This is a genomic window from Mangrovibacter phragmitis (assembly GCF_040429585.1).
GTDB lineage: Bacteria > Pseudomonadota > Gammaproteobacteria > Enterobacterales > Enterobacteriaceae > Mangrovibacter > Mangrovibacter phragmitis.
Genome location: NZ_CP134782.1, coordinates 1,563,565 through 1,581,733, shown reverse-complemented (window position 1 = coordinate 1,581,733; position 18,169 = coordinate 1,563,565). Strand labels below are relative to the sequence as shown.

General features: G+C 49.5%; 16 protein-coding genes and 1 pseudogene. 7 read left to right on the top strand and 10 right to left on the bottom strand.

Annotated elements, in window-relative coordinates; translation table 11 throughout:
* Nucleotides 1–21: 21 nt before the first annotated feature.
* Entirely contained in the window at nt 22–843 is an 822-nt protein-coding gene (rlmA, locus tag MPHASIOC01_RS07495) for a 23S rRNA (guanine(745)-N(1))-methyltransferase (RefSeq protein ID WP_064594115.1), read from the top strand.
* Here the strand turns inward: rlmA and mntP are convergent.
* From mntP to manX, 5 genes are all read right to left on the bottom strand, one after another.
* On the bottom strand, nt 840–1,406 hold the full coding sequence (mntP, locus tag MPHASIOC01_RS07490; protein WP_064594113.1) for a manganese efflux pump MntP: 567 nt from the start codon (nt 1,404–1,406) through the stop codon (nt 840–842). The genes rlmA and mntP overlap by 4 nt on opposite strands.
* Before the next feature lie 370 nt (nt 1,407–1,776).
* Nucleotides 1,777–2,235: a DUF986 family protein gene (locus tag MPHASIOC01_RS07485; RefSeq protein ID WP_353614281.1), complete on the bottom strand. Its 459-nt coding sequence runs from the start codon at nt 2,233–2,235 to the stop codon at nt 1,777–1,779.
* Between the two features lie 55 nt (nt 2,236–2,290).
* Nucleotides 2,291–3,142, bottom strand: coding sequence for a PTS mannose transporter subunit IID (locus MPHASIOC01_RS07480; RefSeq protein ID WP_064595454.1), 852 nt, complete (start codon nt 3,140–3,142; stop codon nt 2,291–2,293).
* A gap of 12 nt (nt 3,143–3,154) precedes the next feature.
* Complete coding sequence (locus MPHASIOC01_RS07475) at nt 3,155–3,955, bottom strand: PTS mannose/fructose/sorbose transporter subunit IIC (protein ID WP_064594110.1); 801 nt, start codon at nt 3,953–3,955, stop codon at nt 3,155–3,157.
* A gap of 72 nt (nt 3,956–4,027) precedes the next feature.
* Nucleotides 4,028–4,984, bottom strand: a complete 957-nt coding sequence (manX, locus tag MPHASIOC01_RS07470; RefSeq protein WP_064594106.1) for a PTS mannose transporter subunit IIAB — start codon at nt 4,982–4,984, stop codon at nt 4,028–4,030.
* Nucleotides 4,985–5,421: 437 nt separating this feature from the next.
* Between manX and MPHASIOC01_RS07465 the strand changes: the two are divergent.
* A pseudogene (locus tag MPHASIOC01_RS07465) lies at nt 5,422–6,885 on the top strand (TerC family protein); the annotation flags it as partial.
* A 13-nt stretch (nt 6,886–6,898) separates the two neighbouring features.
* Here the strand turns inward: MPHASIOC01_RS07465 and MPHASIOC01_RS07460 are convergent.
* The 4 genes from MPHASIOC01_RS07460 to pabB form a co-directional block, all read right to left on the bottom strand.
* Complete coding sequence (locus MPHASIOC01_RS07460) at nt 6,899–8,470, bottom strand: EAL domain-containing protein (protein ID WP_064594102.1); 1,572 nt, start codon at nt 8,468–8,470, stop codon at nt 6,899–6,901.
* Nucleotides 8,471–8,637: 167 nt separating this feature from the next.
* Nucleotides 8,638–10,002 (bottom strand): L-serine ammonia-lyase, encoded by a 1,365-nt coding sequence (gene sdaA, locus MPHASIOC01_RS07455; protein ID WP_064594100.1) that lies wholly within the window; start codon nt 10,000–10,002, stop codon nt 8,638–8,640.
* 164 nt (nt 10,003–10,166) lie between these two features.
* On the bottom strand, nt 10,167–10,745 hold the full coding sequence (locus tag MPHASIOC01_RS07450; RefSeq protein ID WP_064594098.1) for a CoA pyrophosphatase: 579 nt from the start codon (nt 10,743–10,745) through the stop codon (nt 10,167–10,169).
* Between the two features lie 3 nt (nt 10,746–10,748).
* Nucleotides 10,749–12,107, bottom strand: a complete 1,359-nt coding sequence (pabB, locus tag MPHASIOC01_RS07445) for an aminodeoxychorismate synthase component 1 (protein WP_064594096.1) — start codon at nt 12,105–12,107, stop codon at nt 10,749–10,751.
* A gap of 106 nt (nt 12,108–12,213) precedes the next feature.
* On the opposite strand from pabB, the gene MPHASIOC01_RS07440 reads away from it, so the two are divergent.
* Complete coding sequence (locus tag MPHASIOC01_RS07440; protein ID WP_064594094.1) at nt 12,214–12,402, top strand: YoaH family protein; 189 nt, start codon at nt 12,214–12,216, stop codon at nt 12,400–12,402.
* 35 nt (nt 12,403–12,437) lie between these two features.
* Here MPHASIOC01_RS07440 and MPHASIOC01_RS07435 read toward each other — a convergent pair whose 3' ends face one another.
* Nucleotides 12,438–12,782: a RidA family protein gene (locus tag MPHASIOC01_RS07435; protein ID WP_064594092.1), complete on the bottom strand. Its 345-nt coding sequence runs from the start codon at nt 12,780–12,782 to the stop codon at nt 12,438–12,440.
* A gap of 142 nt (nt 12,783–12,924) precedes the next feature.
* Here MPHASIOC01_RS07435 and MPHASIOC01_RS07430 point away from each other — a divergent pair, with 142 nt between their 5' ends.
* The 4 genes from MPHASIOC01_RS07430 (at nt 12,925) to fadD (ending at nt 18,118) form a co-directional block, all read left to right on the top strand.
* Nucleotides 12,925–14,835: an ATP-dependent DNA helicase gene (locus MPHASIOC01_RS07430; RefSeq protein WP_064594090.1), complete on the top strand. Its 1,911-nt coding sequence runs from the start codon at nt 12,925–12,927 to the stop codon at nt 14,833–14,835.
* A 68-nt stretch (nt 14,836–14,903) separates the two neighbouring features.
* Nucleotides 14,904–15,599, top strand: a complete 696-nt coding sequence (gene tsaB, locus MPHASIOC01_RS07425; protein WP_353614280.1) for a tRNA (adenosine(37)-N6)-threonylcarbamoyltransferase complex dimerization subunit type 1 TsaB — start codon at nt 14,904–14,906, stop codon at nt 15,597–15,599.
* Nucleotides 15,600–15,630: 31 nt separating this feature from the next.
* Nucleotides 15,631–16,218, top strand: a complete 588-nt coding sequence (locus tag MPHASIOC01_RS07420) for a Slp family lipoprotein (RefSeq protein ID WP_064594087.1) — start codon at nt 15,631–15,633, stop codon at nt 16,216–16,218.
* 214 nt (nt 16,219–16,432) lie between these two features.
* Nucleotides 16,433–18,118, top strand: coding sequence for a long-chain-fatty-acid--CoA ligase FadD (gene fadD / locus MPHASIOC01_RS07415; RefSeq protein WP_064594086.1), 1,686 nt, complete (start codon nt 16,433–16,435; stop codon nt 18,116–18,118).
* Nucleotides 18,119–18,169 lie beyond the last annotated feature (51 nt).

Genomic DNA, 18,169 nt, shown 5'->3' with positions numbered 1-18,169 from the left:
GTAAGTTTGACAGGAGTGGTTATGTTGTATTTGTGTCCGCTGTGCCACACGAAACTACACAGCGAGAATAAAAGTATGGTATGCAGTGCCGGCCACCGTTTTGATCTGGCGCGTGAGGGGTATATCAATTTATTACCGGTTCATCACAAACGGTCAAAAGACCCTGGTGATAACACCGAAATGATACAGGCCCGGCGTGAATTTCTGGACAGCGGGCATTATCAGCCATTGCGATCGTTTATCACCAGCCGACTGGCACACTGGTTGCCAGAAAACGCGCCCGCTTTGCTGGATATTGGCTGTGGCGAAGGGTATTACACCAGTGAGTTTGCGCAGTGGGTCAACGAACGGCAGGGCAGTTGCTACGGGCTTGATGTATCAAAAGTAGCTATTCGCATGGCTGCCAAACGTTATGATTCTGTTCACTTTTGTGTCGCCTCCAGCCAGCGCCTGCCATTTGAAGAGAACAGCCTGGATGGAGTGGTGCGCATCTACGCGCCCTGTAACAGTAAGGAGTTACAGCGGGTAGTCAAACCCGGTGGTGTCGTCATTACCGCCACACCGGGCCCGAAACACTTGTATGAACTTAAGGCGCTGATTTACCCGCAGGTGCGTTTGCATCCGGAACACAGCGAACAGTTGCCGGGGTTCCGGCTGGCAGAATCACTGCCATTACAGACAAATTTGCAGCTAACTGGCCTGCAAGCCTGGTCGCTGCTACAGATGACCCCATTTGCCTGGCATGCCAGTGAAGAAACCAAAGCTGAGTTAGCTGACAGAGCATCGTTTACCTGTAAAGCAGATTTCCTGGTTCAGGTATGGCAACGGAAGCAGGTGGTTTAACCCGCAAAATGGGCCCACAAAATTTCACACCCGATACCAATCAGCACCAGACCACCAAGGATTTCAGCCCGTTTACCCAGTAGCGGGCCTATAAAGCGGCCAACCATCATACCCAGTGTGGACATTACCAGAGTGGCGCAACCAATCATCAGCGCCATGTGGATGATGTTGACATTAAGAAAAGCCAGGCCCACACCCACAGCCATTGCATCCAGGCTGGTTGCCACGGCGGTGGTAGCCAAAAGCCAAAAACTATGGCGTGCAATTGGCTCTGCGTCATCATCGGTTTCGCCACGGATCCCTTCAATAAGCATGCGCACACCAAGAAACAGCAATAGCAGGAAGGCAATCCAGTGATTCCATGTGAGAACAAATTGGCTCGCGACCAGCCCTAATCCCCAACCAATAAGGGGAGTCAGTGTTTCTATAGAACCAAAGATAATACCGGTACGCAGCGCTTCGCTGAATTTGGGTTTATGGAGAGTTGCCCCTTTGCCAATTGCTGCCGCAAATGCGTCCATTGACATACCAAGGGCGAGAAGAATCATTGCTGAAAGATTCATAAAGCATCCTGACCGGGGAATTGACAAAGACCAGCACAGCGCCCCCAGTAAACAGCGCCGATAACTGTCTTTGGTCTCGCCTGACTGTGCTGATCACAGCCCGTACGCGCCACGTTATTTAAACGAGTATGTTGACACGTACATTCCCAATAAAGGAAATCAGCTACTCCCCAATGATGCGCGCACCTTAACATAATTTTAGGGAGTAAAACAATATTGATATTTTCTTGAAAATGATAACTATTTTCAATTGTGAATAAATAAAAATAGTCTATTAATGAAGTTGACTGAATCGGCAGCAGAATATGAATAAAAAATAAGCCTTGTTATGCATTACGGTATAATACATAGACAAGGCTATATATATAATTTATTGATTATTAACAATAAATTTATATATCTTTTCAAGATCGTCTATATTTCTGACGCAGATCAATAATTGGCGTTCGCCTAACTGAAAAACCAGTACTCCATCTTCAGATAAATTCATCGCAGTTATTTTCGAGTAGGGAGTCCAAAACCCACTAAAAAAGAAACCTGCTTTTTTGAACCGAATCCGGGGAGTTCTTATCCAAAATATATAGAAACCAACCAGCGCCATCGCACTTAATAACCATGTGGTAAAGGTTGAGCCATGAGCATGGATGTTGTTTCCAATAAGGATGGCGACCAGAATGACAAAAATCATTCCGTCAGCCCGGCTACGGCGTAGCAAAGGAATCGAGAGCAGAGTGGGGGATTTGAGGTGGTTAATGAGTATTTCGTCGTAAAGAGCAAAGGCGAAAAAGGCAAGCGTTAAAACCAGAATGACGATATCCGTAAACGACATAGGTTATCCCTGTCTGCATGCAGGCCGGGGCGCACCCCGGCCTTGTGTCTTACAGTTACAGGCCCAACAGACCAATAGCGTAACCAACAATACCAATTACAAAGAACCCAATAATAATCCACAGTGGGTTAACTTTACGGCGTAGCAACCACATACAGGCAAAAGTGAGCAGTAGCGGCACCAGGCCTGGCATTAGCTGGTCAAGAATGTTCTGTACCGTCGTAACTTTCTCTGCACCTGTCTGGTCGGTTATCTTTGACACAACCATGGGGATATTTACATGGGTCCATTTATTAACTAGCGCACCCATGACAAACAGACCCAGTATAGACGCCCCCTCGGTCATTTTCTGCAGGAAGCCGCCGCCCATATCTTTAACAATATCAATACCTTTGCGGTAACCATAAGCCACACCGTAATAACGGGTAAGCAGGCGTACCAGGTTAAACAGTACAAAGAACAGTACAGGCCCCAGCAGACTACCACTCATAGCAATACCGGCGCCGAGTGCAGCAAACACCGGGCGAACGGTACCCCAGAATATCGGGTCACCTACACCTGCCAGTGGTCCCATCAGACCCACTTTGATGCCGTTAATCGCAGCATCGTCGATTTCCGCACCGTTGGCACGCTGTTCTTCCATTGCCAGCGTAACGCCGAGTACCGGTGCTGCAACATAAGGATGGGTGTTAAAAAATTCCAGATGTCGCTTGATTGCCTGGCGGCGTGCCTCATTGTTTTCTGGGTACAGGCGGCGAATCACCGGCACCATCGAAAAGCAGAAACCGAGCGCCTGCATACGTTCAAAGTTCCATGACCCCTGGAAGAGATTGGAGCGAATGAATACGCCACGAATATCCCCTGGAGTGAGTTTTTTCTCAGTAGTCGTTTTAGTCATGTCAACCATATCGCTCACCTATTAATCCAGTTCGTTATCAAGGTCATTTGCGCCAGATGTATGCGCAGGTGCAGCCGCAGAGCGGTTATATTTCGGGCTGAGCTGGATGTAGAGAATTGCCATTACAGCACCAATTACGCCCAGTGCAACAAGGTTGAAATTGGTGAATGCAGCGGTGACGAACCCCAAATAGAAGAACGGCATCAGATAACCTGCACGCATCATGTTGATGACCATCGCATAACCAACTACAACAATCATGCCACCGGCAATATTAAGGCCACTGGTGACAACTTCTGGCAGTGCGTTGAGCATGTGCTGAACTTCACTGGTTCCGACAGAAATAGCCACGATAACGGCCGGAATAGCGATACGCATCGCCTGAAGCAGTAAAGCTGAAACGTGTATCCAGGAAAGTGCGCTCAGGTTACCTTTTTCAGCCGCGCTGTCTGCTGCATGTTGGAAACCCACTGTAATGGTACGAACAATGATAGTCAGTACCTGCCCTGCAGCAGCCAGAGGGATTGCCAGAGCAATACCTGCACCGATACTTTGGTGACCAGCAATAACCAGAATGGTTGAAATAATTGATGCCAGTGCTGCGTCAGGCGCAACTGCTGCACCAATGTTCATCCACCCCAGGGCAATCATTTCCAGCGTACCACCAATGATAATCCCGGTTTTCATATCACCCAGTACGGCCCCAATGAGGGTACAGGCGATAAGAGGCCGGTGAAACTGGAATTCATCCAGTATGGATTCCATACCGGCAATACAAGCGACAACAAACACCAGCACAATTTGAAGAGTAGTAATCTCCATTGTACTTCTCCTATAACGTAAACAGACTGAATACCGAAACCGTCGTCACAAGGCGGACGGCCCTGGGCGTGATTATTCCTTACCGACTTTGTTGATGAGTTCCATCATCTTGAGTTTCGGGTCATTAGAGACTTTACGTACTTCCAGCTCAATACCCCGTGCATTTAGTTTGCGGAATGCCTCAATATCCTTCTCATCAACGGAGACGGCGTTGTTTACCTGAGTTTTCCCTTGCCGATAAGCCATACCCCCAATATTGACGGTTGTGATTTTCACCCCTTGTTCAACAATGCGTTCAACATCTGTTGGGTTAGTGAACAGCAACATGACACGTTCACCGGCATATTTTGGGTTATTGTAGACACGGATCATTTTGGCAATGTCCACAACATGGGCAGTTACCCCGGGCGGGGCTACCTGGGTGAGCAACGTTTTACGGACGGTATCAGCAGCCACTTCATCACTAACAACAATAATACGGTTGACGTTGGTCTCTTTCGTCCAGCGTGTTGCAACCTGTCCGTGAATCAGGCGGTCATCAATACGCGCCAGGCCAATAACCATATAGTCGGCGTCTGTCATGGGTTTCGCCGGTGCTGCAGCGGGTTTTGGTTTCGCGGGTTTAGCTACGGGCTGAGCTTTAAGTGCCTTAACGCCTTCCCGGCCTGTTTCCACCGCGATATTAACCAGTTCATCAAATGAAGGATTATCATCACGCGCCATCAGCGTTTCGACCAGCATCGGGATGTTAACCCCGGCGATGACCTCGTGGTTTTCTTTGTCAACAACAATTCGGCTGGCAGCATTGAATGGGCTGCCACCCCAGGTATCCACAAGAAAAAGGACGCCTTTCCCAGTTTCCAGTTTTGCTAATTGAGCCTGGTATTTTTCGATAATGGTTTCCGCATTTTCACCGGGAACAAAATCGATCCAGCCAACGTTTTCTTGCTCGCCTAGCAACATTTCGGCAGTTTTGAGCAATTGCTCAGCTGCCCAACCGTGTGTGCCTATGACAATAGCAATGGTCACTTGCTACCTCCTGTTCGCCCTTGTAAACACTATGGGGATGCAAAATTTCAACGTTATGAATTGATTAAATAATGAAATCATCAGCGAGATTTATTTTAGATAGTAAAAAAATAAATTATGTGACTCAGGTCGTTAATTTACGGATAACTTAATTTTCAATTGCATTGTTAATTATCCTGCAGAAAAATGAGGGTTTTATTGCAAGCTTAGGTAAAAATTAACCAATAGTTATAATTTATTGTTAGGATAAACATCCTTTTTACATTTGGAGTGCAGGGTAAGCCCTACTTTATGGATCGTCACCGACGTTTCTTTACCTCTCGAACTGCCCAGTCGGGTGTTCTTTATTCAACCTCACACCAGTCTGGTGGTGAGCCGCAAAAAAAATGCTCCAGCACTAAAGCGTTGTTATCTGCCTCGGGTTACAGGAGTCATTGATGGAAATGTTAATGGATCCGTCTGTCATTGTGGGATTGCTGACACTGGTGGTACTTGAAATTGTACTGGGTATCGACAATTTAGTGTTTATAGCTATCCTGGCAAATAAATTACCTCCGGCGCAACGGGATAAGGCTCGTGTTATTGGCCTGTCGCTTGCGCTTGTGATGCGCCTGTTATTGCTGTCATTGATCTCCTGGGTTGTGACACTTACCACGCCACTGTTTAGTCTGGCATCGTGGTCATTTTCTGGGCGGGACCTGATAATGCTGGTGGGAGGGCTGTTCTTGCTGTTCAAAGCAACCACTGAGTTACACGAACGGCTGGAAAACCGCCCACATGATGACAGCCACGGGAAAGGGTATGCCAGTTTTAGTGCTGTGGTACTGCAAATTGTTGTACTGGATGCGGTGTTCTCGCTTGATGCGGTAATTACTGCCGTGGGTATGGTTAATCACCTACCCGTGATGATGGCGGCGGTCGTCATCGCAATGGTCATCATGTTACTGGCATCACGTCGGCTGACGCTTTTTGTTAACGCGCATCCGACAGTAGTGGTGTTATGCCTGAGTTTTTTGCTCATGATTGGCCTTAGTCTGGTGGCGGAAGGATTTGGTTTTCATATCCCGAAAGGCTATTTATATGCAGCAATTGGCTTCTCTATCTTAATTGAGAGTTTCAACCAGATAGCACACCGTAATGCGGTGCGCCAGCATGCTCATCTACCTTTACGCGCCAGAACTGCCCGCGCAATTCTGGGGCTGATGGGCAAACGCCGTCTATCTGGCAATGTGGCAGAACATGAACCCCCCGAACGTCAGGAAGAACTGTTTGTTGACGAAGAACGTTATATGATTAATGGCGTACTGAGTCTGTCATCGCGCTCATTACGCACTATCATGACGCCTCGCAATGACATTAGTTGGGTGGATGCGACGCGTGGGGCGAATGATGTGCGTGACCAGGTGATGTCATCGCCCCACAGTCTGTTCCCTGTTTGCCGCGGTGAACTGGATGAACTTATTGGTGTAGTAACCGCGAAGTCGTTGTTGGCAGCTCTAAACAAAGGTGAAGATATTGCCGCTGTCGCAGCCTCTTCTCCGGGTATAGTAGTGCCGGAAACACTGGATCCCATCAGTTTGCTGGGTATATTGCGTCGTGCCCGGGGGAGTTTCGTTATCGTCAGTAATGAGTTTGGTGTTATCCAGGGGCTGGTGACGCCGCTGGATGTGTTGGAAGCCATTGCTGGCGAGTTTCCGGACGCGGATGAGACCCTGGATATTCAGCCAGACCAAAATGGCTGGCTGGTGAAAGGCAGTACGGATTTACATGCGCTGGAAAATTACCTTGGCCTGGAAGAACGCCTGACTGAGGAGAACGGTGTGGCGACGGTTGCTGGCCTGGTTATTGCCAACGAAGGCAAAATGCCGCAGGCTGGCGATAAGCTGTACATTGCCAGCCTGTCCGGGTAAGGCATTACTCTCCTGCCGGTGACGGGCCGGCCTGTTCATATCGGGCCAGCCAGTCACTGAATTCCTCAACGGGCATTGGCTCGCCATAAAGAAAACCCTGCAGCGTTGATACTCCATGTTCGCGCAAGTACTTTGCCTGTTCATGATTTTCGATACCTTCAGCAATCATATCAATATGCAGGCGATGCCCGAGCGCAATAATCAAATCAATAACAGGCGTGTTTACTGCATCTGAACCGATGGCTGCAACAAAGCTTTTATCAATCTTAAGAATATCCGGTTTAAGCATTTCCAGACGCTGTAATGAGCTGTGTCCGGTACCGAAATCGTCGATAGCAAGTTTAACGCTCAATGCTTTCATTGCTGATATATACTGGATATCTTCATCTTCCAGCCTGTCACGCTCTGTCAGTTCCATCACCAGTTGTTGCACGGGCTTCTGTGCACTCCAGTATTGCTTAATGTCGTCGAGTATCTCGCCACGTTGAAAATGGTTTGCAGCGACATTTATACCAATATGGAAATCAGCTTCTTCGGGAAAACAGTCAGTACGAATAGCCGTTTCATACAACACATAGCGTGTGAGGCTGGCAACCTGGCCGATTTCTTCAGCAATAGGGATAAATGTTTCTGGTGAGACTGGGCCCTGACGGGGATTATCCCAGCGTAAGAGTATCTCAACACCAGTACATTTTAGCGTTGCAGAGTTAAATAATGGCTGGCAGTAAATCTCAAACTCTTTAGCTGCAATTCCGGTTTGCAGCTCGCGGGTGAAACTCAGTCGTTTAGTCGTCGTTATCAAAATTGCCCACATTGCAAACAGTGAACACAATAATGCCAGAGGAAGTTGAGAAGGCAGATCCCTGATGGCAAGACGAGTTATTGACGGGCCAATTAGTGAGATGGAAATGCCAGGGATAGACAACTGTGTAGTGGATATGGACTCGCCAGGCTGCGGTGCCAGTTTCTGGCTAAGCCCTTTACCATGGATAAACCAGGTATCCCCAACATCGATGGCAAGTTTAGCGCCAGAATCTGATTGTGTGACCCAGAGTAAATCAGCCAGGTAGCCAACATTCACCACTTGCAGGCTGCCACTCATCCCATCTGCTGACGTGGGTAACCAAATAGCCAGAACGGGATCATGTTGTGGTAATAGCCTGTCCTGCTCAAGCCAGATATGCCTGGATACAGACGGGAACCAGGGCTGCCGGCTTTTAAGTGGAACGTGACGCTCCCCAAACAAACTTGAGCAGGTTACCTCACCATTATGTACCAGAGCGATGGCTCGCAAAGAGGGCCGGGCAACAACGTACTCGCGTAATTTTAGTGAGGCATCCTGGCAACTGGCAGTTAAAAGCGAAGCGGGCAGTTGCAATGCCATTAATGGCGTAAGTGTGGTATCCAGTGCGTGGCGCGCCTGTTGTTGCAAGGTGAGGCGTGCAGCCTGATGCGTTGTCTTATTCAGGAAGAAGCAGACAGAAAGTGTCGCCACTACTACCACAAAACCGAGAACCAGGCAGAGAATAATCCGTTTACGCTGATGCTGATGAACCATCCGTTGGGCGCTGAGCATGCCGTTTGCCTTAAGTAACCTGATGGTAATGCAGAATAATTTTAGTGTAGTGGAAATAGTTACAGGGTTAAAAAAATATCCAGGATTTGTTCTTATTATTATAAGGCTAAGGTTGCCAGCCGTGCTGTATCGTGAGCCGGCTGGCTGAAAAGAAGGTGTATGGGCAGTCAGTCGCACTGAACTTTGATTGCCAACCCACCACGGGATGTTTCCCGGTATTTAGCATTCATATCTTTGCCGGTTTCGTACATTGTCTCGATAACTTTATCCAGTGAAACGCGGGGTTCGGAAGTGCGACGCAGAGCCATGCGCGCGGCATTGATAGCTTTAACTGCCGCGATAGCGTTACGTTCAATACAGGGCACCTGCACCTGGCCTGCCACCGGGTCACAAGTCAGCCCAAGGTTATGTTCCATTCCTATTTCTGCGGCAACACAAACTTGCTCAGGGCTGCCACCCAATAATTCAGCCAGACCCGCAGCAGCCATAGAACAGGCAACACCCACTTCACCCTGGCAACCGACTTCTGCGCCAGAAATAGAAGCATTCATCTTGAACAATGTGCCAATTGCACCGGCAGCCAGGAAGTAACGGATTGCGATATCCGGACTTACCGATTCAATGAAATGGTCGTAGTAACTCAATACTGCGGGAACAATACCGCAGGCGCCATTTGTCGGGGCTGTCACCACACGTCCGCCAGCGGCATTTTCTTCGTTCACAGCCAGTGCAAACATATTGACCCAGTCAATAACATTCATTGGGTCATTGGACAGTTTACCACTGGACATCAGTAAGCGACGCAGTGCGGATGCCCGGCGGGGAACACGCAATGGGCCCGGCAACACACCCTCGGTATTCATGCCCCGGTCAATACAGGCACGCATGGTGTGCCAGATAACATCAAAATAGTCATCAATATCTTTGCGTGAATGCAAAGACAGCTCATTTTTAAGCACTAAACCAGACAGCGATAACCCGGTTTCTTTACAGTGGGTGAGCAGTGATTTGGCTGAATCAAATGGATAGGGAACGGTGACAGGGGAGACATCCGCCTGGCCAAAATGTTCTTCATCAACAATAAAACCCCCACCAATAGAGTACCAGGTTTTACTGTAAATCAGCGAGGTTTGGTCCCAGGCATGAATTTGCATCCCATTTTCATGAAGAGGCAGGTTCTCACTATGAAAACGCATGCCATCATCTTTTGGAAAATCCACTTCAGCCTGACCGCCAGCGATCAAGAGCCTTCCACGATTTTCAACGTCGCGAATGAATGCAGGTATGGAATCAATGTCAACGTTATCCGGCTGATTGCCTGCCAGCCCCATAATAATGGCAATATCGGTATGGTGCCCTTTACCAGTCAATGACAGGGAACCATAGACATCAACCGCAATACGGCTTACCCGGTCAATCAGCCCGAGCGTGACGAGGTCATCGGCAAATTGTTTCCCCGCTTTCATGGGGCCGACAGTATGAGAGCTGGACGGGCCGATACCCACTTTAAACATGTCGAAGACACTAATCACGAATTCACTCCTGAATAAACGCTGATATATGGCAGAAAACTGGGCTAAGTGTAAAAGTTTATCGCTACCGGTAGGAAACTATTCACATGAATTTAACTAATGAATACGCTCAATTTCGCTAATAGGAAAGCCTGCCAGTGTAGGATTTCTGCCTTGCCATTCATTCAGGTGTCCATGCCGATTTGTAACGCCACCTGGCGGATAATCCCGGCGGTCATTCCCCAGACAAAATAGTGCTGGTACCAGGAAAGCCAAACCCGGTGCGCGTTGTTTTGGCGGTAAACATCCAGTGGGTGATAGCGGGCCAGGTGCAATGCTTCTGCCAGTGGCATTTCGAACACATCAGCGACTTCATCCTGGTTGGCGTGGTAATGAATACCGGGAGGAATAACGCCGACAACAGGTGTAACACTGAAACCGGTGACACTGTCCACTGCAGGGAGCACGCCAATAATATCAACCACATCAGGAGGAATGCTGACTTCTTCACAGGCCTCGCGTAATGCTGTTGCTACCAGAGATGGGTCTGTACTGTCGGCGGCTCCCCCGGGGAAGGCAACCTGGCCTGCATGTTTACGCAGGCGGGGAGAGCGGCGTGTCAGCAATAAACCCGGTTGTCGACGGCGGACCACCGGCACCAGTACTGCGGCCTGGCGAGCATTGCGTGACATTTCCCCAGTGCCGGGTTGTAATAACTGAAAGCGCGATAAAAACATCTCCATGGATAACTCATTGAAGTGCATCAGTTACTCCGTTAATACGCCAAGAATACGGCTGACTTTATCAAATGTTTCCTGATATTCCGCGTCTGCTTCACTGTCAGCCACAATACCCCCACCGGCACTGCAGTACAGATAACCTTGCTCGGCAGTCAGTGTGCGAATGGTGATACTGGTATCCATCGAGCCACAAAAACTCAGGTAGCCAATACTGCCGCACCATGCGTTCCTCCGCTGAGGCTCCAGGCTTTCAATAATTTCCATAGCCCGGATTTTCGGCGCGCCAGTGATAGAACCACCAGGAAAGCAGGCGCGCAGGAGATCACATGCCCGTTTATCATCAGGTAAACGGGCAGTTACTGTACTAACAAGATGGTGTACCGCCGGAAAAGGCTCAACAACAAAGAGTTCGGGAACACGTACAGACCCTGTAACAGCCACACGACCAATATCATTACGCATCAAATCGACAATCATCAAGTTTTCTGCCTGATCTTTGGTGGAAGCCAACAGCCGCTCTGCCTGGCGCTTGTCAGCCTCCGGGTCTGGCAGGCGCGGTAGCGTTCCTTTAATGGGGCGCGTCTGAATGTGTTTGTCATACAGGTAAATAAACCGCTCAGGTGAAACACTGAGTATAGTACTGCCGGGCAGGCGTAAGAAGGCACTGAATGGAGCCCGGTTCGCTTCAGTCAGCGCCAGATACGCCTGCCACTCGTCACCCTGGTAACGTGCGGAAAAACGCTGTGCAAGGTTAACCTGATAGCAGTCGCCACTGTGCAACCAGTGCTGAATCTGGTTGAACTTTTGGCGGTACTCAGCTTGTGTCATGTTTGACTGCCAGGCCGAGGTCAACTTAAAAGGAACCGGGTTGTCTGGCTTCTGAGATTCAAGCCAGGCGAGGCGTGCATTGACATCCTGCCAACTGATGAGTGTGAGCGCCTGATGCTGGTGGTCGGCAATCAGTGCCCAGTCATAAATGCCGACAGCAATGTCAGGTGTGTGTAAATCAGCCTGTGCATGCGAAGGCAACCGCTCATACTGGCGACCAAGGTCATATCCAAACAGGCCCAACGCACCGCCCTGGAAAGGAAGTGATTCGTCCACATTGGGAGTAAACGGAAAACGCTCAAGGAGCGTATCCAGGTGTGCCAGTGGGTCGCCATGAAGTGAAGTCGTGTTCTGCCCATCATAACACTCAGATAAACCATGTCGGCTTACCAGAGTGGCACAAGGGTCTGCAACCAAAATATCGAACCGGCTGTATGGGTGATCAGCATTCCCGGAATGGAGCAACATTGCCCAGGTTTTATTGCTCAGCTTTGCAAAATAGTGGGTAATGGCATCTGCGTGCCAGGGGAGAGTCAGTTGGTGCAACTTAGCAGGCATGGTAATCGTCTTCAGTACAATATTAATAGAATAACAGCATTCATGTTATCTGGCTTTGTACCGGGTAGCATGAAATAATCAGCCGTTAATTTATCAGGAGTTGATTATGTTTGCAGGTTTACCCGCGTTAAGCCATGAAGAGCAACAAAAGGCTGTTGAACGTATTCAGTCCTTAATGGCTCAGGGCATGAGTAGTGGCGAGGCTATTGCTCTGGTCGCGAAAGAAATACGTGAAACGTTTACTGGTGAAGCAATTCCGGTTCGTTTTGAAGACGATGACGAACCGCAAAGCTGACAGGGCCCGGTAACAGGCCCTGTGAAGGGCCTGATTTAAATCGCAGCAACAACTTTAATTTCTACTTTCCAGTCTGGCTTCATCAGTAGAGCCTGAACGGTTGTGCGTACCGGCGCTTTGCCGTGCACTACCCAGGCGTCCCACGCGCGGTTAAGTGCGGCAAAATCGTTTTTATCTGCAAGGAATACGGTAACATCAAGCAGGCGGGTTTTATCACCCCCGCGTTCCTGCAGCATAGCCTCAATTTGCAGAAGGCAGTTTTCAACTTGCTGCTGTGCATCGGTCCCTTCAATTTCCGGGACTACGGTAAAATACATCGTTCCATTATTGATGATGGCGTCAGACCAGCGGTCCTCAGCATTCAGGCGTACAATCGTCATCTTTTTTCCTCGATAACTCTTAAACAATCCCACAGAGTGCCACAATGTTTTGTCAGAATCACCATGACTGGCACAACTTTGCCACCCCTGACATAATCGGCATCACTTTACGCCTGCCAGCCAGGCATTAGGGAGAAGAAACGTGGCAGACGATTTTGCGTCAGATGGGCAACTTGCACAGGCTATCAGCGGTTTTAAACCGCGCGAAGCACAAAGGCAGATGGCACAGGCTGTAAGTGCAGCGATTACCGGCAGCCATTCACTGGTCGTTGAAGCAGGTACGGGAACGGGTAAAACCTATGCTTACCTGGCTCCTGCCTTGCGGGCAGATAAAAAGGTGATTATTTCCACCGGTTCAAAAGCCTTGCAGGATCAGCTGTTCAGCAGAGACCTGCCTACCATTGCCCGTGCGCTGGGCTACACTGGCAGGCAGGCGTTGCTGAAAGGGCGCAGCAACTATTTATGCCTTGAACGGCTGGAGCAGCAAGTGCTGGCTGGTGGCGATTTGCCGGTACAAACCCTGAGCGATCTGATGATTCTGCGCCAGTGGGTGAGTGAAACTGAAGACGGAGACACCAGCACCTGCCGTGGTGTGGCGGAAGATGCGCCTGTCTGGCCTTTGGTGACCAGCACCAATGATAACTGTCTGGGGGCTGACTGCCCGCGTTATAAAGAGTGCTATGTGGTAAAAGCCCGCAAAAAGGCGATGGATGCCGATATTGTGGTCGTCAACCATCACCTGTTTATGGCCGACATGGTAGTCAAAGACAGTGGGTTTGCTGAGCTCATTCCCGATGCCGATGTTACCATTTTTGATGAAGCGCACCAGATACCTGACATCGCCAGTCAGTACTTTGGTCAGTCCCTTTCAAGCCGCCAGTTGCTTGATGTCGCCAAAGATATTGCCATTGCTTATCGAACTGAAGTCAAAGATACCCAACAATTAATGAAGTGCGCCGACAGACTCACCCAGAGCACGCTGGATTTCCGCCTGCAGTTAGGAGAGCCGGGTTTTCGTGGCAATCTGAGGGACTTACTGGCTGATGGAGCAGTGCAACGCGCTTTGTTGCTGTTAGATGACTCCCTTGAGCTGTGTTATGACGTGGCAAAATTATCTCTGGGTCGTTCAGCACTACTGGATGCGGCTTTTGAACGTGTCACACTGTATCGGGCGCGTCTGAAGCGCCTCAAGGAAACCAGCCAGACAGGCTATAGCTACTGGTATGAGTGCACCAGCCGTAACTTTACTCTGGCGCTGACACCGCTCAGTGTGGCAGATAAATTTACTGAAGTGATTAAAGAGAAAAAAGGGTGCTGGGTGTTTACCTCTGCGACGCTGTCAGTAAATGATGATTTACACCATTTTACTGACCGCCTTGGGTTGAATGATGCGCAGACATTACTCTTGCCAAGCCCATTTGATTACGCTCATCAGGCACTGTTATGTGTCCCGCGGGGGTTACCAGAACCGGGCAAGCCCGGGGCCGGGCGCAAGCTTGCATCTATGCTTCGCCCACTAATAGAAGCGAATAACGGGCGCTGTTTTGTGTTGTGTACTTCGCACGCAATGATGCGCGACCTGGCTGAGCAATTTCGTGCCACGATGACATTGCCAGTATTGCTGCAGGGCGAAACCAGTAAGGCTCAGTTGCTGGAGCAATTTATTTCAGCAGGTAATGCCTTACTGGTGGCGACCAGCAGTTTCTGGGAAGGCGTTGATGTTCGGGGAGATGCGCTTTCCCTGGTCATTATCGATAAACTGCCGTTCACATCTCCCGATGATCCGTTACTGAAAGCGCGTATGGAAGATTGTCGGTTACGGGGTGGTGAGCCTTTTGATGAAGTGCAACTGCCTGAAGCGGTGATTACCCTTAAGCAGGGCGTGGGGCGATTGATTCGTGATACCAGCGACCGTGGCGTGTTAGTAATTTGCGACCCACGGCTGGTGATGCGGCCTTATGGCGAGATATTTCTCGGTAGCCTGCCTGACGCACCACGCACCAGGGATATTGAACGTGCGGCGGCATTTTTGCGCCAACAGCCGGCGGAGTAATTTGCCCTGGGGTGTGCTAGAATGCGCGCCATTTTGTAATTATCTTTGTCCTGAGGTTAGTACCACCCATGCGAATTTTGGCTATTGATACCGCCACCGAAGCATGTTCTGTCGCCGTGTGGAACGACGGTAAAACATACGCCCACTTTGAATTGTGCCCTCGCGAGCATACGCAGCGTATTCTCCCTTTGGTGCAGGAATTACTGAACCAGAGCGGTGTTTCTTTGTCTGACGTTGATGCTCTTGCTTTTGGCCGTGGGCCGGGCAGTTTTACAGGCGTGCGTATTGGTATTGGTATCGCACAGGGGCTGGCGCTTGGTGCGCAACTGCCTCTGGCTGGTGTATCAACACTGGCGACAATGGCACAGGGGGCGTTTCGTCTGTCAGGGGCAACCCGAGTCTTGTGTGCTATTGATGCTCGCATGGGCGAAGTTTACTGGGCCGAATATCAGCGCGACGCTGCAGGTCAGTGGCACGGAGAAAAAACTGAACGTGTCTGCAAGCCTGAGGCGGTAAGTGCGCGTTTAAAACAACTCAATGGTGAATGGGCTACTGTAGGAACCGGGTGGGAAGCCTGGCCTGAAATGGCGAAAGATACTGGCCTGCCCGTGATACCTGGAGGTGTTTCTTTGCCGATGGCTGAAGATATGTTGCCGTTTGCAATACAGGCCGTTCTGCAACAAAAAACGATAGCAGTTGAACAGGCTGAACCTGTATACCTTAGAAATGAAGTGGCCTGGAAAAAATTACCAGGTCGGGAATAAGAGCACCTGCTTGCGGAGTAAGGAGTTTTTTATGGCTGGTGGTTCAGTGCGTCGTGGTATTTATGGCCTGGGGTTAGTGGCCTGCCTGCTGTTAACCGGGTGTGTGAGTGTGCCGGATGCTATCAAAGGCACCAGCCCAACTCCGCAAATGGATTTAGTGCGAGTGATGAATGCACCTTCTTTGTATGTCGGTGAAGAGGCGCGTTTTGGTGGCAAAGTTATTGGGTTGCAGAATCTGGACGGTAAAACTCGCCTTGAGATTGCGGTGATGCCGCTGGATGATGGCGCCAGGCCAGTACTGGGGCAGGCGTCCATAGGGCGCATTTACGCCGATGTCACAGGTTTCCTCGACCCGGTTGATTACCGGGGGCATCTTATTACTGTTGTCGGGCCGATTACCGGAACCGAAAAAGGTAAAATTGGCCAGAGCCAGTATACCTGGATGGTCATGAAAGCGACCGGGTTCAAACGCTGGAGAGTGGTTCAGCAAGTGGTCAGCCCACCTGATATTGTTGACCCATGGATGTGGGGTTCAGGCTACCATTTGCGCATGCGCCCGGCACCCTGGGGGTATTACAACTATGGTCCGGCGCGTGTCGAATCAGTAGTGACTGAATAATCGGTTAAACAGAAGTCCGGGTTTGAGTATTTAGAAACAGTGACTTTGTCGCTGTTTCTTTGTTTTCATGGACGGAAAAATAATTAGTGACGCGCTTCGCAACCTGCAAACAGCATAACAGAGTTAACTGGTACGCTGAGTTAATATAATGTTAATTCTTTGTTTGTTTTTTGGGGTTGAGATGACGATAAATACAACATACAGAGGTGATGCGTTGAAGAAGGTTTGGCTAAACCGATACCCGGAAGATGTACCGGCTGAGATCAATCCTGATCGTTACCAATCCCTGGTCGAATTATTTGAACACTCCTGTGTGCGTTATGCAGACCAACCGGCATTCATTAACATGGGTGAAACCATGACATTTCGCAAACTGGAAGAGCGCAGCAGGGCATTTGCGGCTTATCTCCAGGAAGGCCTTGGTCTGAACCCCGGTGACAGGGTTGCGTTGATGATGCCCAATTTGTTGCAATACCCTGTCGCATTATTCGGTATTTTGCGGGCAGGCATGGTGGTGGTGAATGTTAACCCACTCTACACGCCGCGGGAGTTGGAACACCAACTGAAAGACAGCGGCGCCAGCGCAATCGTCATTGTTTCAAACTTTGCTCACACACTGGAAAAGGTTGTGTCAAATACCCCGGTGAAGCATGTGATCCTGACGCGTATGGGGGATCAGCTTTCCACGGCAAAAGGTACGTTAATTAACTTTGTCGTAAAATATGTGAAGCGGCTGGTACCGAAGTATCATCTGCCGGATGCCATCTCTTTTCGTCGTGCCATGCATCAGGGCTATCGCATGCAATATGTGAAACCTGAAATCGAAAACTCGGCACTGGCATTTCTGCAGTATACCGGCGGCACCACTGGCGTGGCGAAAGGGGCGATGCTTACTCATCGCAATATGCTGGCCAATATTGAACAAGTTAAAGCCACCTATGGGCCGCTCTTATTCAATGGCAAAGAATTAGTTGTAACGGCGCTGCCGCTTTATCACATTTTTGCCTTAACGATGAACTGCCTGCTGTTCATTGAGTTGGGTGGGCAGAATTTGCTTATCACCAATCCACGTGACATTCCTGGCCTGGTAAAAGAACTGGCGAAATACCCGTTCACCGCCATGACCGGAGTGAACACATTGTTTAATGCATTGCTGAACAATCCGGAATTTCAGAAACTTGATTTCTCTTCGCTGCATCTGGCGGCGGGAGGAGGGATGCCAGTACAGCACGCAGTTGCAGAGCGCTGGGAAAAACTGACCGGGCATTACTTGCTTGAAGGTTACGGATTGACAGAGTGTTCTCCTCTGGTGAGTGTAAACCCGCATGATATTGACTATCACAGTGGTAGCATTGGCCTGCCAGTCCCCTCAACTGATGTACGCCTGGTGAACGATGAAGGCGAGTGTGTTGCGCCTGGTGAGCCGGGAGAACTGTGTGTGAAAGGGCCGCAGGTTATGGAAGGTTACTGGAACCGTCCTGATGCTACAGAAGAAATTATGCAGGACGGTTGGTTGCGGACTGGCGATGTGGCTGTGATGGACGACGAAGGCTTCCTGCGGATTGTTGATCGTAAAAAAGATATGATCCTCGTATCTGGGTTTAATGTATACCCGAATGAAATCGAAGATGTTGTGATGCAACATAGCGGTGTACAGGAAGTAGCAGCAGTAGGTGTGCCTTCACAGGCCAGCGGCGAAATGGTGAAGCTTTTTGTGGTAAAAAAAGAAGAGTCATTAACGGAAGAAGCTCTGATAACCTTTTGTCGCCGCCAGCTCACAGGTTATAAAGTGCCGAAGCAGGTTGAGTTCCGCACGGAATTGCCCAAATCAAATGTAGGCAAAATTTTACGGCGAGAATTACGTGACGAAGTGCTGAAGGCAGGTGACAATAAGCCCTGAGAATTTAATCCATCTCCCATAACGCCGGGTGATCCTGGCGTTTTTTTTGGG